The sequence below is a fragment of the Bradyrhizobium zhanjiangense genome, assembly GCF_004114935.1.
Lineage (GTDB): Bacteria > Pseudomonadota > Alphaproteobacteria > Rhizobiales > Xanthobacteraceae > Bradyrhizobium > Bradyrhizobium zhanjiangense.
The window spans coordinates 1,263,302-1,280,488 of sequence record NZ_CP022221.1; the positions used below are offsets into that span (position 1 = coordinate 1,263,302).

Consider the following 17,187-nt stretch of genomic DNA (forward strand, 5'->3'; position numbering starts at 1 on the left):
TTTGGGGAGTACAACAACCATGAAACGGACGTTCTTCGGCGTGGCCGCGGCTCTTGCTCTGGCGGCGTCGGCGCCTTGCGCACATGCGCAATCCTTCATCAACGTGCTGACCGGCGGCACCTCCGGCGTCTACTATCCGCTCGGGGTCGCGATCGGGAAGATCTACGGCGACAAGATTCCGAACGTGAAGACGCAGGTGCAGGCCACCAAGGCGTCGGTCGAGAACCTCATCCTGCTGCAGCAGGGCCGCGGCGAACTGGCGTTCACGCTGGGTGACTCGCTGAAAGCGGCCTGGAATGGCGAGGAGGAGGCGGGCTTCAAGACCAAGCTCGACAAGCTCCGCACGATCGGTGCGATCTACCCGAACTACATCCAGATCGTCGCGACCGCTGAGTCCGGCATCAAGACGCTCGCCGACCTCAAGGGCAAGAGCCTGTCGGTCGGGGCGCCGAAGTCGGGCACCGAGCTGAATTCCCGCGCGATCCTCGCGGCGGCCGGCATGAGCTACAAGGATCTCGGCAAGGTCGAATATCTGCCCTTCGCCGAATCCGTCGATCTCATGAAGAACCGCCAGCTCGCCGCGACGCTGCAATCGGCCGGCCTCGGTGTCGCTTCGCTGAAGGACCTGTCGACCTCGAGCCCGATCACAGTGGTGTCGGTGCCGAAGGAGACCGTCGACAAGATCGGCCCGCCCTTCATCTCCGCGATCATTCCAGCCAACACCTATACTGGGCAGGACAAGGACGTGCCGACGGCTGCCGTGGTCAATTATCTCGTCACGAGTTCCGCTGTATCTGACGATCTCGCCTATCAGATGACAAAACTGGTCTACGAGTCGCTCCCCGAGCTCGCCAACGCGCATGCGGCCGGCAAGGAGATCAAGCTCGAGACTGCGGCCGCCGGGAGCCCGGTTCCGCTGCACCCCGGCGCGATCCGCTATTACAAGGAAAAGGGGCTGATCAAGTAGCCTCCCTCCGTTGTCACTCCGGGTTCGATGCTCCGGGCCGCGCTACGCGGTCCCGTCACATCGCCCCGGAATGACGGAGAGGATTATCGCGAATGCCCGGGCCTTCGCCCCGCCGAAGGGGCTTCGGCCCCGCAGGCGGGACAATCCCGGGCATGACGTTTTTGGAGCCACGTGCCAATGCTATCCGGCATGGACAGGCTGAGGACGAATGAGATGCTGGAAAAGGCAGAGGGCACCGAAGCTGCGCCCATCAAGGTCGAGTTCGACAATTTCGAGCACGGCTTTCCGGAAGGCTTTGGTCCGGGCTGGTGGGGCCATCTCGCCTACTGGATCGGCATCGCGTTTGCGACCTTCCAGCTCTATGTCGCCGCCTTCAACTATTTGCCGAGCCAGGTGGTGCGCGGCGTCCATGTCGGCTTCCTGGTTCTGCTCACCTTCGGCCTGATCGCCAATTTCACGGCGAAGAGCAATTTCGGCCGTGCGCTCGGATGGGTGATCGGCGGCGCGGGTTTCTTCTGCGGCCTCTATCAGTGGATCTTCTATGCCGATCTGATTGCCCGCGACGGCGATCCGACCCGGCTCGACCTCGTGGTCGGCACGCTGCTCGCCGTGCTGATCTTCGAGGGCACGCGGCGGCTGATGGGCGCGGCACTGCCGCTGATGTGCGGCGCGTGTCTCGTCTACTGGTTCTTCGGCCAATACCTGCCGTCGCCGCTCAACCATCGCGGCTATGATTTCGATCAGATCGTCACGCATCTGTCGTTCGGCACCGAGGGCTTCTACGGCGTGCCGATCTACGTCTCGGCGACGTACATCTTCCTGTTCATCCTGTTCGGCTCGTTCCTGGAGCGCGCCGGCATGATCCAGCTGTTCACCGACGTCTCGCTCGGCCTGTTCGGCCGCACCCGTGGCGGTCCTGCCAAGGTCGCGGTGTTCGCCTCGGGCATGATGGGCACGATTTCCGGCTCGGGCGTTGCCAACGTCGTCACCGTCGGCCAGTTCACCATTCCCTTGATGATCAGGTTCGGTTACCGCCGCGCGTTTGCCGCCGGCGTCGAGGCGACGGCCTCGATGGGTGGACAGATCATGCCGCCGGTGATGGGCGCGGTCGCCTTCATCATGGCCGAGACGCTCGGCGTGCAATATTCGGAGATCGTCAAGGCTGCGGCGATTCCTGCGATCCTCTATTTCGCATCAGCTTTCTGGATGGTGCACCTCGAAGCCGGCAAGCATGGCCTCGTCGGCATGAAGCGCTCCGAGATCCCGAGCGCCTGGAAGGCGCTGGTGACGCGCTGGTACCTCGTACTGCCGCTCGCCGCCCTCGTCTACATGCTGTTCGAAGGCTTTACGCCGCTCTATGCCGGCAGCATGGGCCTTGCGCTGACGGTGGCGCTGATCCTTGGCACCAGCATCACGGCCGGCGTGTCCGCGACGGTCATCCGCTACATCTTCTGGATCGGCCTCGCGCTCGTCGTCGCCGCGCTCTCGCGGGACGGGCTTCAGATCGTGCCGGTTGCTTGTGTCGTGGTCGGGCTGATCGTGATCACCGCCTTCGTGCGCGGCGGTTTTGCGGCGTTGCGCGCCTGCCGCGATGCGCTCGCTGAGAGCGCCAAATCCGCCATCACCGTCGGCATGGCCTGCGCCATCGTCGGCGTCATCATCGGCATGATGTCGCAGACCGGTGTCGGCACCATCTTCGGCGGTTGGGTGATCGGTCTCGGCGAAAAGAGCCTGTTTTTGGCGCTGATCATGACCATGTTGCTGTCGATCCTGCTCGGCACCGGCATCCCGACCATCCCGACCTACATCATCACCGCCGCGCTCGCCGCGCCGGCGCTTGCCAAGCTCGGCGTGCCCCTGATCGCGAGCCACATGTTCGCGTTCTACTACGGCATCATGGCCGACCTCTCGCCGCCGGTGGCGCTGGCTGCGCTTGCGGCGGCGCCGATCGCGAAGGAGAACCCGGACAAGATCGGCTGGGAGGCGATGCGCATCGCGCTCGCCGGCTACGTCATCCCCTTCATCTTCGTCTATTCGCCGGCCCTGATGCTGCAAGCCGGCGATCCCATGGCAGCCAAGCTCGGCTTTTACGGCGCGGTCGCGCTCGCGAGCCTGAAGGCGCTGGTGGCGATCGCGCTGTTCGGCATGGTCGCGATCGGCTTCCTGTTTACGCGGTTGACGCTGATCGAGCGGCTAGTCGCGCTCGGCGCCGCGTTCTGCCTGCTCGGCGACTTCCCGTTCAGCGACACTGCCGGCTTCGTGCTCTCCGCGGCGCTCGTGCTGTGGCAATGGCGGCAGCGTCCGCCTGTAACGGTCGAGGCGATGTGAGCCTCTGCTTCGCAACGGCAGGCGGTGTGAAGGCGCTGGCGCTGTCCGCCTTCACGCTGGTGTGGACCCATTCGATCGCGAAGGTCGATTGGCAGGAAGATTGGCGGGTCACGCCCGCCGGCCTCGAATTGGTGCAGGCCCGCGTCAAGGGCACCGGCCCCGGCATGGAGCCTCCACCCGAGGCGCGGCTGATTGGCGGCTGGTTTCAGTGGCGGCCGGACCGCGCGCCGATGCAGGAGGTGGTGCTCGGCAATTCCGGCGCGGCGGGGGAGTGGCGGTTGTGCGATGACGGGCGGTGCCGGACGTTGTCGGAGATTGTGGGGCATCCGATCGGTGATAACGTCACCAAAATGAGCATCTGCAAACAACAAGAGAAATAAGGGAGATCACGATGGATCGGCTCAAGGGCAAGGTTGCGATGGTGGTGGGGGCCGGCTCGATTGGACCCGGCTGGGGCAACGGCAAGGCGACCGCAGTGACCTTTGCGCGCGAGGGCGCGCAGGTGTTTTGCGTCGATCGCAACGGCGCGGCCGCCGAGGAGACTGCGAAGATCATCAATGACGAAGGCGGCAAGGCGACGGCGTTCACGGCCGACGTCTCGCGGTCTGCCGAGATCGAGGCGATGGTGGCGGCGTGCCTGAAGGCCCATGGCCGCATCGACGTGCTCGACAACAATGTCGGCATCGCCGAGATGGGCAGCGTGGTCGAGGTGACCGAGGAGAGCTGGGATCGCGTCTTCAGCGTCAACCTCAAGAGCGCCTATTTCGCCATGAAGCACGTCATTCCCGTCATGGTGAAACAGGGCGGCGGCTCGATCATCAACATCTCCTCGATCGCCTCGATCCGCCACATGGGCATCTCCTACGTCACCTACGGTACCTCGAAGGCGGCAATGAACCAGATGACGCGCACCACTGCGATCGAGTTCGCGCGCCACCATGTGCGGGTCAATGCGATCCTGCCGGGCCTGATGAAGACGCCGATGGTCGAGCACTCTGCCGGCCTCGCCGCGAGCTATGCCAAGGGTGACGTCGAGGCGATGTGGCGCGCGCGTGACGCGCAAGTGCCGATGGGCCACATGGGCGACGCCTTCGACGTCGCCAACGCCGCACTGTTCCTGGCGTCGGACGAGTCGAAATACGTGACGGGGATCGAACTCGTGGTGGACGGCGGGATCACCTGCAAGGCGGGGGCGTAGCCTCAACCTCCGCCGTCGTCCCGGCCTAGTGCGCAATTGCGCACTAGGCCGGGACGACGCTGAATATTTGGCTGCCGTCTACTGCGCCAGCGCTAATATCCCGCCGGCAAATGCATGCCAGGCCGCCGTCTCGCTGACCGGCCAGTTCAGCACCTTCACCACCAGCAGCGCGAGCGTGCCGTAGATGTAGACCGGGTGGACGCGGCCCTCGGTGCGCCAGTCGCGCACCATGGCGACGACGAGCAGAAGCGAGGCGACGACAGCCGGCGCGATGGTGACGGGCACCGGCGGCGGGCCCGGCGGTCCGGGAGGGGCAAGGAAGGTGAGGAACCAGCGCGCGATCGCGGCATCCAGAATCGAGACCGCCGCGAGCAGCATCAAGCGCTTGTGAATCTCGGGCCTGCGCGTGTTCATGATCGCGAGCACGAACACCACCGCGAAGAACGCGATCCCGCTCATCGGCACGATCGAGAACGCGATGCCGGCCTCCTTCTGCCCGAGCGCCGCGGAATGCTGCATCACATGCACGGAGGCGAGGAAGCCGAAGATCGTCATCGCGGTCGCCAGCGACACACCGGCGATGCCGAGCGAGCGGTGATTGACCACGCGGCCGGACGCTGCGAGCCAGGTCTGGAGCACGAAATAGAGCGACCAGGTGAAGAACAAGAGTCCGTGAAAATGGATGACCGGGCTTGCGGAAAACGTCCGGTTGGCGAGTGGCACCCAATAGGTCGGTGCAAAGCCCAGAAACGCGGTGGCGGCGCAAGCCAGCGCCATGTGGAGATAAAAATATCGTGCAGGCGACGCATCTCGCGCGCGGACACGACGGTCGTCGATCAGGGTCGTCATCTGGAATGAGTCTGGGAAGGAGCGGTTTGGTTCAAACGCCTGCCGTTCACCCTCCGCTGTCGTCCCGGACAAGCGCGCCCTCAAGCGCGCGCAGATCCGGGACCCATAACCATAGGGTTGAGTTACCGCACGAGCTGGCAACTCCAAGTCTTCGTCAAACCACATCCTGTGGTTATGGGTCCCGGATCGGCGCTCCGCTCCCGTCAACGCTGCGCGTTGTCTGGAGCTTCGCTTGTCCGGGACGACGGCCGATTTGGCCTATCCCCCCGCGCTCAATTCGGCGCGATCGAGCTCTTCCTCGAGTTTGTGGAAGGCGTCGTCGCCGATCACTTCGGTGGCGCGCAGATCGAAGATCGATTTGCGCGCGGCCTCGATGGCGCGGCGGCGCAGGGGATCGGCGGGCAATTCGCCATTGGCGATGCCGCCGTTCGGATCGGTCTCGGCCTGCATCAGGATGGCGCGATATTCGAGCCTGAGGATTTCCGCTTCCTCCGACGGATCGCTCTCGATGGCGTCGAGCGCGGCGCGATAGGCGATGGCGCGTCCACGCGCGACCTCGACGCCGACGGGATCGTCGTCCTTGAGGCCGAAGGCGAGGATCAGCGGCCGCAGCGTCAAGCCCTGGATCACCAGCGAACCCAGCACCACAGCAAAGGCGATGAAGACGATGAAGTCGCGGTAGGGAAAGTTCTCCGGCAGGGCAAAAGCGGTGGCGAGCGTGACGAGGCCGCGCATGCCGCACCAGGAGATGATGAGACCGCCCTTGGCCGAGGCGACCTGTTTTGGATCCTTCGGATGATAGATGCCGTGGGCGACCAGCACGCGCAGCGTCGTGCGGTAGAACGTCACCCATAGCAGCCGGACCAGCACCACGGTGAGCAGGATCCAGGCGGCGGCGACGCAATATTCCCAACGCACGTCGGCATCGAGCCGCGTCCAGATCGGCCGCATCTGCATGCCGATCAGCATGAAGGCGAGCACGTTGAGCACGAACACTGTCGTCTCCCAGACCGCATAGGACGGCACCCGCAGCCGCGCCGGGATGCGCGCCGGCGCCGTGCGCGCGACGGTGATGGCGTAAACCACGATGGTAAGGATGCCGGAGAGGCCGAGATGCTCGGCGGCGATCCACACCAGGAAGGTGGTGGCGAACTGCACGATGATGGCGCTCGGCGCCTCTGTCACCCGCTCCATGAACAGCGGAATGATGCGTCCTGCGAGCAGGCCGGCAATGACGCTGCCGACCAGCGCCAGTGCCATGGTCGGCGCGACCTGGCTCCACGTCAGGTGCTCGGTGGCGACCGCGCCGACCGCGATGCGATAGATCAGTAGCGCGGTCGCGTCGTTGAGCAGGCTCTCGCCCTCCAAGACCTTGACCATGCGGTGGGGCAGCTTCACCTGGCTCAGGATCGCGACCGCGGCGGCGGCGTCCGGCGGTGCCACGATGGCTCCAAGCGCGACCGCTGCGGCCCAGGGCATGTCGGGCATCAGCCGGTGCGCGACATAGGCCACGCCAACCGTGGTGAGGCCGACCGCGGCGACGACCAGGGTCGAGACCGGAACCCAATTGTTGCGCAGATCGCGCAGCGAGGTGTCGAAGGCGGCATCGAGCAGCACCGGTGCGACAAAAAGCGCCAAAGCCAGGTCCGGCTCCAGCGTCCAGGACGGGCTCGACGGCACGAAGGCGATCAGCGCGCCGCCGATGGCGAGGAAGGTCGGGTAGGGGACCTTGATCCGCCGCGCCAGCGCCGATAAGCCAACGGCGCCGAGCAGAAGCACGATGATCCATTCGAATGTCGGCACGATGATCCCCGAAACCGATTTGAGCGACACCACAAGCTAGCACCAATCCGGCCGTAATGATGGATAGTGGGGCGGCAAGGCAAGATTGAAGGCAAGGCCGACTACAAGGCTGAGGACAAGCCTCAGGGCAAGACTTCCGACTGTAACGAGCATGCGTTCTTTTCTCATTCAATTGTCAGGCGCCGGGCTGCTCTGCGCGCTCTCGCTCGCCGCGGCCCATGCCGCGACGGGCGGCGAGCCGGTCGCGGTGCCGCAGGTCGACGTCGCACCATGCCTTGCGGCGACCGCGGCCGATGACATGGACAAGGCCGTCACGGCCTGCGCGGCAGTGATCGACAATGAGAAGACCGCGAAGGAAGATCTGATCAAGGCGTTGATCGCGCGCGGCGCGCTCTATGCGCGTCACGACCAGGTCGACCGCGCGATCGCCGACGACAGCCGTGCACTTCTGCTCGATCCCACCCTCGCGGACATCTTCAACGCGCGCGGCGAGCTCTGGCTGAAGAAGGGCGACAAGCCCAAGGCGGTGCAGGATTTCGGCGCGGCGCTCAGAATCGATCCCAACCACGAGAAGGCCAAGGCCAATCACAAGGCGATGGCGCGCGAGCTCGAGCGGATCGGGGCGCAGATGGCGGTCGCCGGCAAGCCCAGCTTCAACTGCGCGCGGGCGCGTCTTGCCGTGGAAAGGGCGATCTGCGGCAATCGCGAGCTCGCCGATCTCGACCGGGAGATCTTTGCATCGAATGCCCGCGCGATCCGCGAGGCGCGCAATGCGGGCGAAGCCAAGGCGCTCCAGCGCGAGCAGGACGACTTCATTGCCCGCCGAAATGCCGGGTACGGCCGGCCTGGGTACGACCTGAAGAAGGCGATGCAGGAGCGGTTGCAGCGGCTGAACGGGGTGGACGGATATTGAGCCCTTCGCCTCTCCCCGCAAGCGGGGCGAGGGAGAGAAGCGCCAGTGCTCCCCTGACGGCCCTCATTGAACCCATCCCTCGCCAGCCGCGACAACGGTGAGAACCCGACGTCACGGAGCCCTATGCCATGTGCGGCACGCCTTATCCCGCGCAAACGCCCTCGTTTGCCAAAATTTCGCTGCGCGCGTCCTTCCTCGGCGCGGCAATGAGCCTAGCCCTCGTCGCTCCAGCCGCCGCCGGCATCGATTGCGTGCCGGGCAGCAAGGCTATTCCCGCGGACCTGATCCCCGCGTGCAGCGCCATCATCGACCAGAGCGCAAATCCGGCGTCTGAACGCTCCATGGCGCTCGTCGCTCGCGCCGAAGCGAATGCGCGAACCTCCGGAGGCCAGTCGCAGGCGCTGCGCGATCTGGACCGCGCCATCGCGCTCGACGGCAAGAACGCAAAGGCCTGGCGCGTGCGCGGCAACCTCTTGCGCGAGGCCGGCGGTGACCTCAATCGGGCCGGGACGGATCTCACCAAGGCGATCGAGCTCGATCCGCAGGATGCGGAGGCTTACGAGTCGCGCGGCGTCGTCTACACCAACCAGCATCGCCTCGACCGCGCCATTGCAGACTACGATCAGGCCATCAAGCTGAAGACGGATTTCGCCCAGGCCTGGTCCGACCGCGGCGCGACCTTCTATCTGCGCGGCGACTACGACAAGGCCGTCGCTGACCTCAACGAGGCGCTGCGCCTCGATCCGAGCCGGGCGCGCAGTTACACCAACCGCGGCGCCGCCTACAAGAAGCTCGGCGAGCTCGACAAGGCGATCGCAGACGACAGCGAGGCGATCCGGCTCGATCCAAAGGTGCCGGAGTATTTCGACAACCGCGGTCTCACCTATGCCGCGATGAAGGAGTACGACAAGGCGATCGCCGATTACGATCAGGCGATCCGTCTCGAGCAGCGGGTGAACTTCCTGACCAACCGCGGTGACTCCTACCAGTTCAAGGGCGAGCTCGGTGCTGCGCTGTCGGACTACAACGACGCGCTGAAACTCGATCCGAATTTTGCCAAGACCTACAACAACCGCGCCGTGCTCTACAAGAAGATGGGCGAGCGCAAGAAGGCGCTGGCCGACTACGAGGCGGCGTTGCGGCTCGATCCCGCCAATGAGAACGCGCTCAACGGCCGCCGCGCGATGATCGCAGAGATCGCAAAATTCGGCGGCGAGCCGCGCAGTGTGCTGAACGCCGCTCCCAGCGAACCGTCGTTCGACTGCGCCTCCGCCAAGCGCGAGGTCGAGAAGGTGATCTGCGCCGATCCGCAGCTCGGCGTGCTCGACCGCCAGATCGCCGAGGCCTACGAGCGGGTGCTGAAATCCGCGAGCAAGCGCTCGGCGGATGGCCTGCGCAAGTCCCAGCGTGATTTCCTCGCCACGCGCGATGCGAGCTTCCGCCGCCCCGGCTATGATCTGAAAAAGGTCATGCAGGAGAGATTGCAGAAGCTGAATGCGATGGAGGGGTAGTCGGGTTCTCGCCTCTCCCCGCCTGCGGGGAGAGGCCGGAATGCGCGCTGAAAGCGCGGATTCCGGGTGAGGGGGGACTCTCCGCGAGTCCAACTGCCGCCGTCCCCACCCCGACCCTCTCCCCGCAAGCGGGGAGAGGGGGAAGGACGTCATCCTTTTCGGCTTGAACCGCGGCCCGTTCCCGGGAAAATAGCCCTCAAACAAGGCCGGTACTTGATCCTGGTCATGGCGGGACGCCTGTCCTGCCACAAGGGTCAGGGCCAGGCCATAAAGGGAGCGGGAGCGCGGGAATGAACGTCCAGGGCAAGAGTCTCTATCACGAGGTCCACGCGCGCTCGCTGGCGGACCCCGAGGGCTTCTGGGCCGAGGCGGCCAAGGAGATCGACTGGATCGAGCCGCCGAAGGCCATCTTCGATTCCACGCAAGGAACCTACGGCCGCTGGTTCGCCGGCGGCGTGGTCAACACCTGCTACAATGCGCTCGACCGCCATGTCGAACGCGGCCGCGCCGACCAGGTCGCGCTGATCCATGATTCGCCGCTGACGGGCAGCGTCACCAAATTCACCTACGCCGAGCTCTTGAGCGAGGTGCAGGCGCTTGCCGCGATCATGCGGGATTTTGGTGTCGCCAAGGGCGAACGCGTCATCCTCTATATGCCGATGGTGCCGGAGGCGGTGGTCGCAATGCTCGCCTGCGCGCGCATCGGCGCGGTGCATTCCGTGGTGTTCGGCGGCTTTGCCGCCAAGGAGCTCGCCACCCGCATCGACGACGCCCAGCCGAAACTCATTCTCTCCGCGAGCTGCGGCATCGAACCCGGCCGCATCGTGCAGTACAAGCCGCTGCTCGACGAGGCAATCAAGCTCGCGAGCACGAAGCCGAAGGCCTGTATCGTGCTGCAACGTCCGCAGCACACCTGCGACCTCACGCCCGGCCGTGACTATGATTGGGCGAGCCTGCGCCGCAAGGCGATGAACGACGGCAAGAAAGCCCCTTGTGTGCCGGTCGCGGCCACCGATCCGCTGTACATCCTTTATACGTCAGGCACCACAGGCATCCCCAAGGGCGTGGTGCGCGACAATGGCGGTCACCTCGTCGCGGTGAATTGGTCGATGTTCAATCTTTATGGGGTCAAGCCGGGCGAGGTCTGGTGGTGCGGCTCGGACATCGGCTGGGTGGTCGGCCACAGCTACATCGTCTACGGGCCGCTGATCCACGGCGCGACCTCGATCATGTATGAGGGCAAGCCGGTCGGCACGCCCGATGCCGGCGCATTCTGGCGCGTGATCTCTGAGCACAAGGCGGTCGCCTTCTTCACGGCGCCAACCGCGTTCCGCGCGATCCGCAAGGAGGATCCCGAAGGAAAATTCATCCGGCAATATGACCTTTCGAAATTCCGCACGCTGTTCCTCGCCGGCGAGCGCGCCGATCCGCCGACGGTGGAATGGGCGGAGCAGCAGCTGAAGGTGCCGGTGATCGATCATTGGTGGCAGACCGAGACCGGCTGGTGCATCGCCGGCAATCCGGTCGGCCTCGGCATGCTGCCGGTGAAGCACGGCTCGCCGACGGTGCCGATGCCAGGCTACCAAGTCGACATCGTCGACGAAGCGGCAAAGCCAGTCGGCCCCAACACCATGGGCTCGATCGTCATCAAGCTGCCGATGCCGCCGGGCTGCCTGCCGACGCTGTGGAATCAGGACGAGCGCTTCAAGGAATCCTACTTGAGCGAATTTCCCGGCTATTACAAAACCTCGGACGCCGGCTACAAGGACGAGGACGGCTATGTCTTCGTCATGGGGCGCACCGACGACATCATCAACGTCGCCGGCCATCGCCTCTCCACCGGCGGCATGGAGGAGATCCTGGCCTCGCATCCGGATGTGGCCGAATGTGCGGTGCTCGGCGTCAAGGACGCGATCAAGGGCGAGGTGCCCTGCGGCTTCCTGGTGCTGAAAGCGGGCGTGACGCGTGCGCCCGCCGAGATCGAGAAGGAGATCATCGCGCTGGTGCGCGACAAGCTCGGCCCGGTCGCCGCCTTCAAGCTCGCGGTCACCGTCGGCCGCCTGCCCAAGACGCGCTCCGGAAAGATCCTGCGCGGCACCATCAAGAAGATCGCCGACGGCGAAGCTTGGACCATGCCGGCGACGATCGAGGATCCCAAGGTGCTCGACGAGATCGGCGCGGCGCTGAAGGGGAGGGTGTGAGGCGAGCTATCCTGCCAGTGGGTGCGTACCGCTTCACCAAACTTCCGCTGTCATCACCCGCGAAAGCGGGTGATCCAGTATTCCAGAGGCGGCGATGCCAGAGCCGAGATGCCGCGGCGTACTGGATTCCCCGCCTGCCGCCTACGCTAAAGCTTCGGCGCCCCCTGGACCTCAACCCCGGCGAAGCCTTGGCGTAGCCGGATCGCGGGGAATGACAGCGAGATGGGACGCTATCCAAGGACTTACATTCTCCGCATTCCGCGCTAAACAGTGCCGGCCAATAGGGGACCTCGTATGCCACTTGCCGCCACGTCGCGTCTGCTTGCAGCCTTAGCTCTCGCCATCGCTCTCTCCGCCTGCTCTGCGCGTTACCAGACGCCGGTGGCGGTGGGCGGCGACGACGACGACGCGGTCTGTCAGAGCCGCGGCTATGCGCAGGGCTCGCCGGAATACGTGGCCTGCCGCAAGGACCGCGACGTCCAGCGCAATGCGGCCACCGCGCGCGCCGACCGCCGTCAGCGCGATCTCGGCGAATATATGCTGAACCATCCGGAACGGCCGTGAACGCTGGCGCGGAATTATCATGCCGCGCCGCTTGCCCGCATTCACGTTTCCCGTGACACATCTGCCACGCCGCGACCAAATCGCAGGCGGCCTGTCCTGATTTGATCGGCGTCAAATCCTTCATCATCTCCTTTCTGCTCTGACGCTCGTATCGCGCAACGACGCGCGAGAGATACTGAAGGGGAATGAAGATGGACGGAACGATAAGAAACTTGGCACGGCTCGCAGCGATTGGCGCGATGCTCGCGGTGACTTCTGCCTCAGTGCAGGCCGCCGATCTGCCGGTCTACAAGAAGGCGCCGCCACAGGTAGAAAGCTTCAATCCCTGGATGGTGCGCCTGCGCGTGCTTGGCGTGTTGCCGGACGCCGGCGGCAGCACTGTCAATGTTGCGGGCGTGCCGTCGCTGTCGTCGCCGAATTCGGGCCTCTCGATCAGCGACCAGGCCGTGCCAGAGCTCGACATCAGCTATTTCTTCACCAGCAACATCGCGGCCGAGCTGATTCTCGGTGTGACCAGGCATTCGATCAGCGGCACCGGCTCGCTCGCGAACCTGCCGATCGGCAAGACCACGCTGCTGCCGCCGACGCTGACGCTGCAATATCACTTCGACAATTTCGGCGCGTTCAAGCCGTATATCGGCGCCGGTATGAACTACACCGTGTTCTTCAACAATTCGGCCGCCAACACGCCGGCCGCGATCGTCGGGCCGCCCGCGATCGTCGCCACCACCACACGCCTGCACGTCAGCAATGCCTGGGGTGGGGCGGTGCAGTTCGGCTTCGACTACATGCTCGACCGGCACTGGGGTCTCAACGTCGACGTGAAGAAGCTCTGGCTGCGGCCGGACTACTCGGCGACCGTCTCTGGCCTGCCCGTCACCGGCACTGCGCATATCGACCCGTGGCTGGTCGGCGCGGGCGTCACCTACAAGTTCTGACGGCGTTTCGCGGCGCCGGGTAGGGCCCCGGCGCCGCGGTGTAGTTTCCGTTTGATTGTTATGGGATCGTCATCGCCGGGGCCTGACATTGACGGTGCTTGGCATCGTCTCACCAGCGAATGCGATAAGATGAGGGGTGAGAAGCGGCTATCCCGCGTGCGCCGTCCGCGGATGCCGCTCATGCAGCAGCTTCGCCAAATCGTCGCGATCGCCAGGGCGGTCCGTCAGGGCAATCTCGAACAGGGCTTCCTGGATATCCCGGGGCATGTCGCCCCACGCTGCCAGGACAGCGCGCCCCAGCATCAACGCAAAATGGTTTTCGTCCCGCATCGCTCATCCTCCGCGCTGGAAACAATGCGACGTCAGCCGCATCGTTCCGGGAGCGGTGTCGCGAAAGTTCCCGGCCGCAAACAAAAACGCGGCGGAGCGATCCGCCGCGTTCGAACCGGATGCGGTGCAGGGAAGCAAGCCTACTCCTCCTCGTCCTCCTGCTTCTTGCCGCCGAGCGTCTTCAGCTTGGCGAATACGGCGTCGACATTGAGGTCGTCGCTGGACTTCTCCGCGGGCTCGTACTCGTCCTTCTTGGTGGTCTCGGAGGCCGGCAGCAGGGTGGCGCCGCCATAGGCTGCGTCGATCGGCTTTTCCTTGGCGGCGCGCTGCACCTCGAAATCGAGTTCGATCTGCGAGCAGAGGCCGAGGGTGACGGGGTCGATCGGGGTCAGGGACGACGTGTTCCAGTGGGTGCGGTCGCGCACGCTCGCGATCGTGCTCTTGGTGGTGCCGACCAGGCGCATGATCTGGGCGTCCTTCAGCTCCGGATGGTTGCGCAGCAGCCAGAGGATGGCGCTCGGGCGCTCGTGGCGGCGTGAGACCGGGGTGTAGCGCGGGCCTTTGCGCTTGGGCTGGGGCGGCAGCACCACCTTGCTCTCCTGGAGGCGAAGCCGGTAGTCCGGGTTCTTCTCGCCTTTCTCGATCTCCTCGCGGGTCAACTGACCGTTGGAGAGGGGATCCATACCCTTAATGCCCTGGGCAGCGTCGCCGTCGGCGATCGCGCGCACTTCGAGGGGATGCATTTTGGTGAAATCGGCGACCTGGTCGAAGGTCAGCGCGGTGTTGTCGAGCAGCCAGACGGCGGTCGCCTTGGGCATCAGAGGTGCGTTGCTCATGGCAAATCTCCTTTGTGCTTCGCCCACCCCTCTGGAGGCGAAACCGGTGGTCATCAGCGATGACAGGGAATTCGCGCTATATAAGCCCGGAGGGGGTAGCCACGCAATGGTTCTGCTATAGATAGTGCCTTGACAGCGCCCGAAAGGGGGCCCAATTCCTTTTAAAGTCGCTGTAAGGTCCAAGCAGCTGTTTTAAGCCCAATTCCATCCATCGACCGCCCCCGCCGGAAGGCGAAACGGGTGATTCGGTCCCGAGATCGCTCAATGTCAGCCAAACCAGACCTCAAGATCGTGCTTTGTTCTCCCCGCGGCTTCTGCGCCGGGGTGGTCCGGGCGATCGACACCGTGGAACGGGCGCTCGATAAATACGGCGCCCCCGTCTATGTTCGCCACGAGATTGTGCACAACAAGTATGTCGTCGATGGGTTGAAGAAGAAGGGCGCCATCTTCGTCGAGGAGCTCGCCGAGATCCCTGACAACACCACTGCGCCGGTGGTGTTCTCGGCCCATGGCGTGCCGAAGTCGGTTCCGGCCGATGCCCAGTCCCGCAATTTGTTCTCGCTGGATGCGACCTGCCCGCTGGTGACCAAGGTGCACCGCGAGGCCGCGATCCACTTCAAGCGCGGCCGCGAGATCTTCCTGATCGGCCATTCGCATCATCCCGAAGTGGTCGGCACCCTCGGCCAGCTTCCGGTCGGCGCCGTGACCTTGATCGAGACCGCCGAGGACGCCAAGACCATCACGCCGAAGGACCCTGACAATCTCGCCTTCGTGACCCAGACCACACTGTCGATCGACGACACCGCGGAGATCGTGGCGCTGCTCAAGGAGCGCTTCCCGAACATCAACGGGCCGCACAAGGAAGACATCTGCTACGCCACCACCAACCGCCAGCTCGCGGTGAAGAAGGTGGCGCCGGTGGTGGACGCCCTGATCGTGGTCGGCGCGCCGAATTCGTCGAACTCGCAGCGCCTGCGCGAGGTCGCCGAGCGCGAGGGCTGCAGGATCGCGGTGCTGGCGCAGCGCGCCACCGACCTCGATTGGGACAAGTTCGGCAACATCACGAGCCTCGGCATCACTGCGGGCGCGTCGGCGCCGGAAGTGATCGTCGAGGAGATCATGGACGCGTTCGCCGAGCGCTACACGCTGCATGTGGAGACGGTCTCGGCCGCGGAAGAGAACGAGTTCTTCCCGCTGCCGCGCTCGGTGCGCCCCGAAGCCGCCGCAGAGTAAATCTGCATGGCGGTCTACACCGACGTTGCCGCCGACGAGCTTGCGGATTTCCTGAAGCAATACGATCTCGGCGAATTGCTCTCCTACAAGGGCATCGCCGAGGGCGTCGAAAACTCCAACTTCCTGCTGCATACGACGACCGGATCGTTCATCCTCACGCTCTATGAGAAACGCGTGGCGAAGAACGACCTGCCCTACTTCCTCGCGCTGATGACGCATCTCGCCGAGCACGGCGTCAATTGTCCGCTGCCGGTGAAGGGAAGAGACGGCGAGGCGCTGCGCGAGCTGTCGGGCCGCCCCGCCGCAATCATCACCTTTCTCGAAGGCGTGTGGCCGCGCAAGCCGAATGTGGCCCATTGCGCCGGCGTCGGCGAGGGGCTGGCGAAAATGCACCTGGCTGGCGCCAATTTTGCGATCAAGCGCGCCAATGCGCTCTCGGTCGCGGGCTGGCGGCCGCTGTTCGATGCGGCCGCAAGCCGTGCCGACGAGGTGCAGCCGGGCCTGCGCGCCTTTCTCGCCGCCGAGCTCGATCATCTCTCGAGCGGGGTCTGGCCGACCGACCTGCCGGAGGGCGTGATCCACGCCGACCTCTTCAACGACAACGTCTTCTTTCTCGGCGACCGGCTCTCGGGGATCATCGACTTCACCTTCGCCTGCAACGACATGCTGGCCTATGACATCGCGATCTGCCTCAACGCCTGGTGCTTCGAGCCGGATCATTCCTTCAACGTCACCAAGGCGCGCGCCTTCCTCAATGCCTATGGCCGGGTACGAAAGCTCTCCGAGGCGGAAGAGGCTGCGCTGCCGCTGCTGGCGCGCGGCGCTGCGATCCGTTTCCTGCTGACGCGGCTGGTCGACTGGCTCAACGTGCCACCGGGCGCACTGGTGAAGCCGAAGGATCCGCTGGAATATGTCCGCAAGCTGCGCTTCCATCAGAGCGTGACGAGCGTTCGCGACTATGGGCTGATGCCCTCAGGAATGGTGGCGTGAGCGAGCTTCCCAATGTCACGATCTATACCGACGGCGCCTGCTCGGGAAATCCCGGGCCGGGCGGCTGGGGCGCGATCCTGAAGTTCGGCGACAAGGAGAAGGAGCTGAACGGCGGCGAGCGCCACACCACCAACAACCAGATGGAGTTGATGGCGGCGATCTCCGCGCTCGAAGCGCTGAAGAAGCCGTGCACGGTCGATCTCTACACCGACAGCCAATATGTCCGTCAGGGCATCACGGGGTGGATTTTCGGTTGGAAGCGCAACGGCTGGCGCACCGCCGACAAGAAGCCGGTGAAGAATGTCGAGCTATGGCAGCGCCTGGATGCCGCGCTGAAGCAGCACGAGGTCCGCTGGCACTGGATCAAGGGCCATGCTGGGCACCCGGAGAACGAGCGCGCCGATCAGCTCGCGCGAGACGGGATCGCGATGGCGCGGTTGCAGCAGAGGGTGAGGGAGTAGACGACGCCGTCGTCTCGGACGTCGCCAAGCTCTCCGGTGTCATCGCCCGGCTTGACCGGGGTATT

General features: G+C 64.8%; 16 protein-coding genes. 12 read left to right on the forward strand and 4 right to left on the reverse strand.

All coding sequences use genetic code 11. The annotated features are described in order from the left end of the window. Positions 1–19 precede the first annotated feature (19 nt). The 4 genes from XH85_RS05975 (at position 20) to XH85_RS05990 (ending at position 4,493) form a co-directional block, all read left to right on the forward strand. Positions 20–967: a TAXI family TRAP transporter solute-binding subunit gene (locus XH85_RS05975; protein WP_128931143.1), complete on the forward strand. Its 948-nt coding sequence runs from the start codon at positions 20–22 to the stop codon at positions 965–967. Between the two features lie 213 nt (positions 968–1,180). After that, positions 1,181–3,295 (forward strand): TRAP transporter permease, encoded by a 2,115-nt coding sequence (locus tag XH85_RS05980; RefSeq protein WP_164940112.1) that lies wholly within the window; start codon positions 1,181–1,183, stop codon positions 3,293–3,295. Continuing rightward, complete coding sequence (locus XH85_RS05985; protein WP_128931144.1) at positions 3,256–3,675, forward strand: DUF1850 domain-containing protein; 420 nt, start codon at positions 3,256–3,258, stop codon at positions 3,673–3,675. The genes XH85_RS05980 and XH85_RS05985 overlap by 40 nt, the downstream gene beginning before the upstream one ends. An 11-nt stretch (positions 3,676–3,686) precedes the next feature. Further along, positions 3,687–4,493 (forward strand): SDR family NAD(P)-dependent oxidoreductase, encoded by an 807-nt coding sequence (locus tag XH85_RS05990; protein WP_128931145.1) that lies wholly within the window; start codon positions 3,687–3,689, stop codon positions 4,491–4,493. A gap of 78 nt (positions 4,494–4,571) precedes the next feature. Here XH85_RS05990 and XH85_RS05995 read toward each other — a convergent pair whose 3' ends face one another. Together XH85_RS05995 and XH85_RS06000 are read right to left on the reverse strand one after the other, a co-directional pair. Next, on the reverse strand, positions 4,572–5,342 hold the full coding sequence (locus tag XH85_RS05995; RefSeq protein ID WP_128931146.1) for a hypothetical protein: 771 nt from the start codon (positions 5,340–5,342) through the stop codon (positions 4,572–4,574). A gap of 258 nt (positions 5,343–5,600) precedes the next feature. Further along, positions 5,601–7,178 (reverse strand): cation:proton antiporter, encoded by a 1,578-nt coding sequence (locus XH85_RS06000; protein ID WP_128931147.1) that lies wholly within the window; start codon positions 7,176–7,178, stop codon positions 5,601–5,603. A 118-nt stretch (positions 7,179–7,296) separates the two neighbouring features. Between XH85_RS06000 and XH85_RS06005 the strand changes: the two genes are divergently transcribed. From XH85_RS06005 to XH85_RS06025, 5 genes are all read left to right on the forward strand, one after another. After that, positions 7,297–8,058, forward strand: a complete 762-nt coding sequence (locus XH85_RS06005; protein WP_128931148.1) for a tetratricopeptide repeat protein — start codon at positions 7,297–7,299, stop codon at positions 8,056–8,058. Positions 8,059–8,186: 128 nt separating this feature from the next. Then, positions 8,187–9,569, forward strand: a complete 1,383-nt coding sequence (locus XH85_RS06010) for a tetratricopeptide repeat protein (RefSeq protein ID WP_128931149.1) — start codon at positions 8,187–8,189, stop codon at positions 9,567–9,569. A 290-nt stretch (positions 9,570–9,859) separates the two neighbouring features. Beyond that, positions 9,860–11,770 carry a propionyl-CoA synthetase gene (locus XH85_RS06015; RefSeq protein WP_128931150.1) on the forward strand — a complete coding sequence of 637 codons (1,911 nt, stop codon included), beginning with the start codon at positions 9,860–9,862 and terminating at the stop codon, positions 11,768–11,770. 294 nt (positions 11,771–12,064) lie between these two features. Next, positions 12,065–12,334: a hypothetical protein gene (locus tag XH85_RS06020; RefSeq protein WP_128931151.1), complete on the forward strand. Its 270-nt coding sequence runs from the start codon at positions 12,065–12,067 to the stop codon at positions 12,332–12,334. Between the two features lie 191 nt (positions 12,335–12,525). Beyond that, positions 12,526–13,272, forward strand: a complete 747-nt coding sequence (locus XH85_RS06025) for an OmpW/AlkL family protein (protein WP_128931152.1) — start codon at positions 12,526–12,528, stop codon at positions 13,270–13,272. Positions 13,273–13,419: 147 nt separating this feature from the next. Here XH85_RS06025 and XH85_RS06030 read toward each other — a convergent pair whose 3' ends face one another. After that, positions 13,420–13,602, reverse strand: coding sequence for a hypothetical protein (locus tag XH85_RS06030; RefSeq protein ID WP_091895111.1), 183 nt, complete (start codon positions 13,600–13,602; stop codon positions 13,420–13,422). A 140-nt stretch (positions 13,603–13,742) separates the two neighbouring features. Next, the gene (locus tag XH85_RS06035) at positions 13,743–14,438 is read right to left on the reverse strand and encodes a DUF1013 domain-containing protein (RefSeq protein ID WP_164935139.1); all 696 of its coding nucleotides are present in this window, start codon (positions 14,436–14,438) and stop codon (positions 13,743–13,745) included. Between the two features lie 264 nt (positions 14,439–14,702). Here XH85_RS06035 and ispH point away from each other — a divergent pair, with 264 nt between their 5' ends. Genes ispH through rnhA form a run of 3 tightly spaced genes read left to right on the forward strand, consistent with a single transcriptional unit; the run spans position 14,703 to position 17,122 of the window. Continuing rightward, on the forward strand, positions 14,703–15,671 hold the full coding sequence (ispH, locus tag XH85_RS06040; protein ID WP_091895109.1) for a 4-hydroxy-3-methylbut-2-enyl diphosphate reductase: 969 nt from the start codon (positions 14,703–14,705) through the stop codon (positions 15,669–15,671). A 6-nt stretch (positions 15,672–15,677) separates the two neighbouring features. Further along, complete coding sequence (locus tag XH85_RS06045; RefSeq protein ID WP_128931153.1) at positions 15,678–16,661, forward strand: homoserine kinase; 984 nt, start codon at positions 15,678–15,680, stop codon at positions 16,659–16,661. Then, complete coding sequence (gene rnhA, locus XH85_RS06050; protein ID WP_128931154.1) at positions 16,658–17,122, forward strand: ribonuclease HI; 465 nt, start codon at positions 16,658–16,660, stop codon at positions 17,120–17,122. Before XH85_RS06045 ends, rnhA begins: the two co-directional genes overlap by 4 nt. Positions 17,123–17,187 lie beyond the last annotated feature (65 nt).

What these genes read in the sequence shown, in the direction of transcription:
- XH85_RS06045 (WP_128931153.1), top strand. Translation starts at nt 15,678, where the DNA reads ATGGCGGTCTACACCGACGTTGCCGCCGACGAGCTTGCGGATTTCCTG.
- XH85_RS05995 (WP_128931146.1), bottom strand. Translation starts at nt 5,342, where the DNA reads ATGACGACCCTGATCGACGACCGTCGTGTCCGCGCGCGAGATGCGTCG.
- XH85_RS05975 (WP_128931143.1), top strand. Translation starts at nt 20, where the DNA reads ATGAAACGGACGTTCTTCGGCGTGGCCGCGGCTCTTGCTCTGGCGGCG.
- ispH (WP_091895109.1), top strand. Translation starts at nt 14,703, where the DNA reads ATGTCAGCCAAACCAGACCTCAAGATCGTGCTTTGTTCTCCCCGCGGC.
- XH85_RS06005 (WP_128931148.1), top strand. Translation starts at nt 7,297, where the DNA reads ATGCGTTCTTTTCTCATTCAATTGTCAGGCGCCGGGCTGCTCTGCGCG.
- XH85_RS05985 (WP_128931144.1), top strand. Translation starts at nt 3,256, where the DNA reads ATGGCGGCAGCGTCCGCCTGTAACGGTCGAGGCGATGTGAGCCTCTGC.
- XH85_RS05990 (WP_128931145.1), top strand. Translation starts at nt 3,687, where the DNA reads ATGGATCGGCTCAAGGGCAAGGTTGCGATGGTGGTGGGGGCCGGCTCG.
- XH85_RS06035 (WP_164935139.1), bottom strand. Translation starts at nt 14,438, where the DNA reads ATGAGCAACGCACCTCTGATGCCCAAGGCGACCGCCGTCTGGCTGCTC.
- XH85_RS06020 (WP_128931151.1), top strand. Translation starts at nt 12,065, where the DNA reads ATGCCACTTGCCGCCACGTCGCGTCTGCTTGCAGCCTTAGCTCTCGCC.
- XH85_RS06015 (WP_128931150.1), top strand. Translation starts at nt 9,860, where the DNA reads ATGAACGTCCAGGGCAAGAGTCTCTATCACGAGGTCCACGCGCGCTCG.
- XH85_RS06010 (WP_128931149.1), top strand. Translation starts at nt 8,187, where the DNA reads ATGTGCGGCACGCCTTATCCCGCGCAAACGCCCTCGTTTGCCAAAATT.
- XH85_RS06030 (WP_091895111.1), bottom strand. Translation starts at nt 13,602, where the DNA reads ATGCGGGACGAAAACCATTTTGCGTTGATGCTGGGGCGCGCTGTCCTG.
- XH85_RS05980 (WP_164940112.1), top strand. Translation starts at nt 1,181, where the DNA reads ATGCTGGAAAAGGCAGAGGGCACCGAAGCTGCGCCCATCAAGGTCGAG.
- XH85_RS06025 (WP_128931152.1), top strand. Translation starts at nt 12,526, where the DNA reads ATGGACGGAACGATAAGAAACTTGGCACGGCTCGCAGCGATTGGCGCG.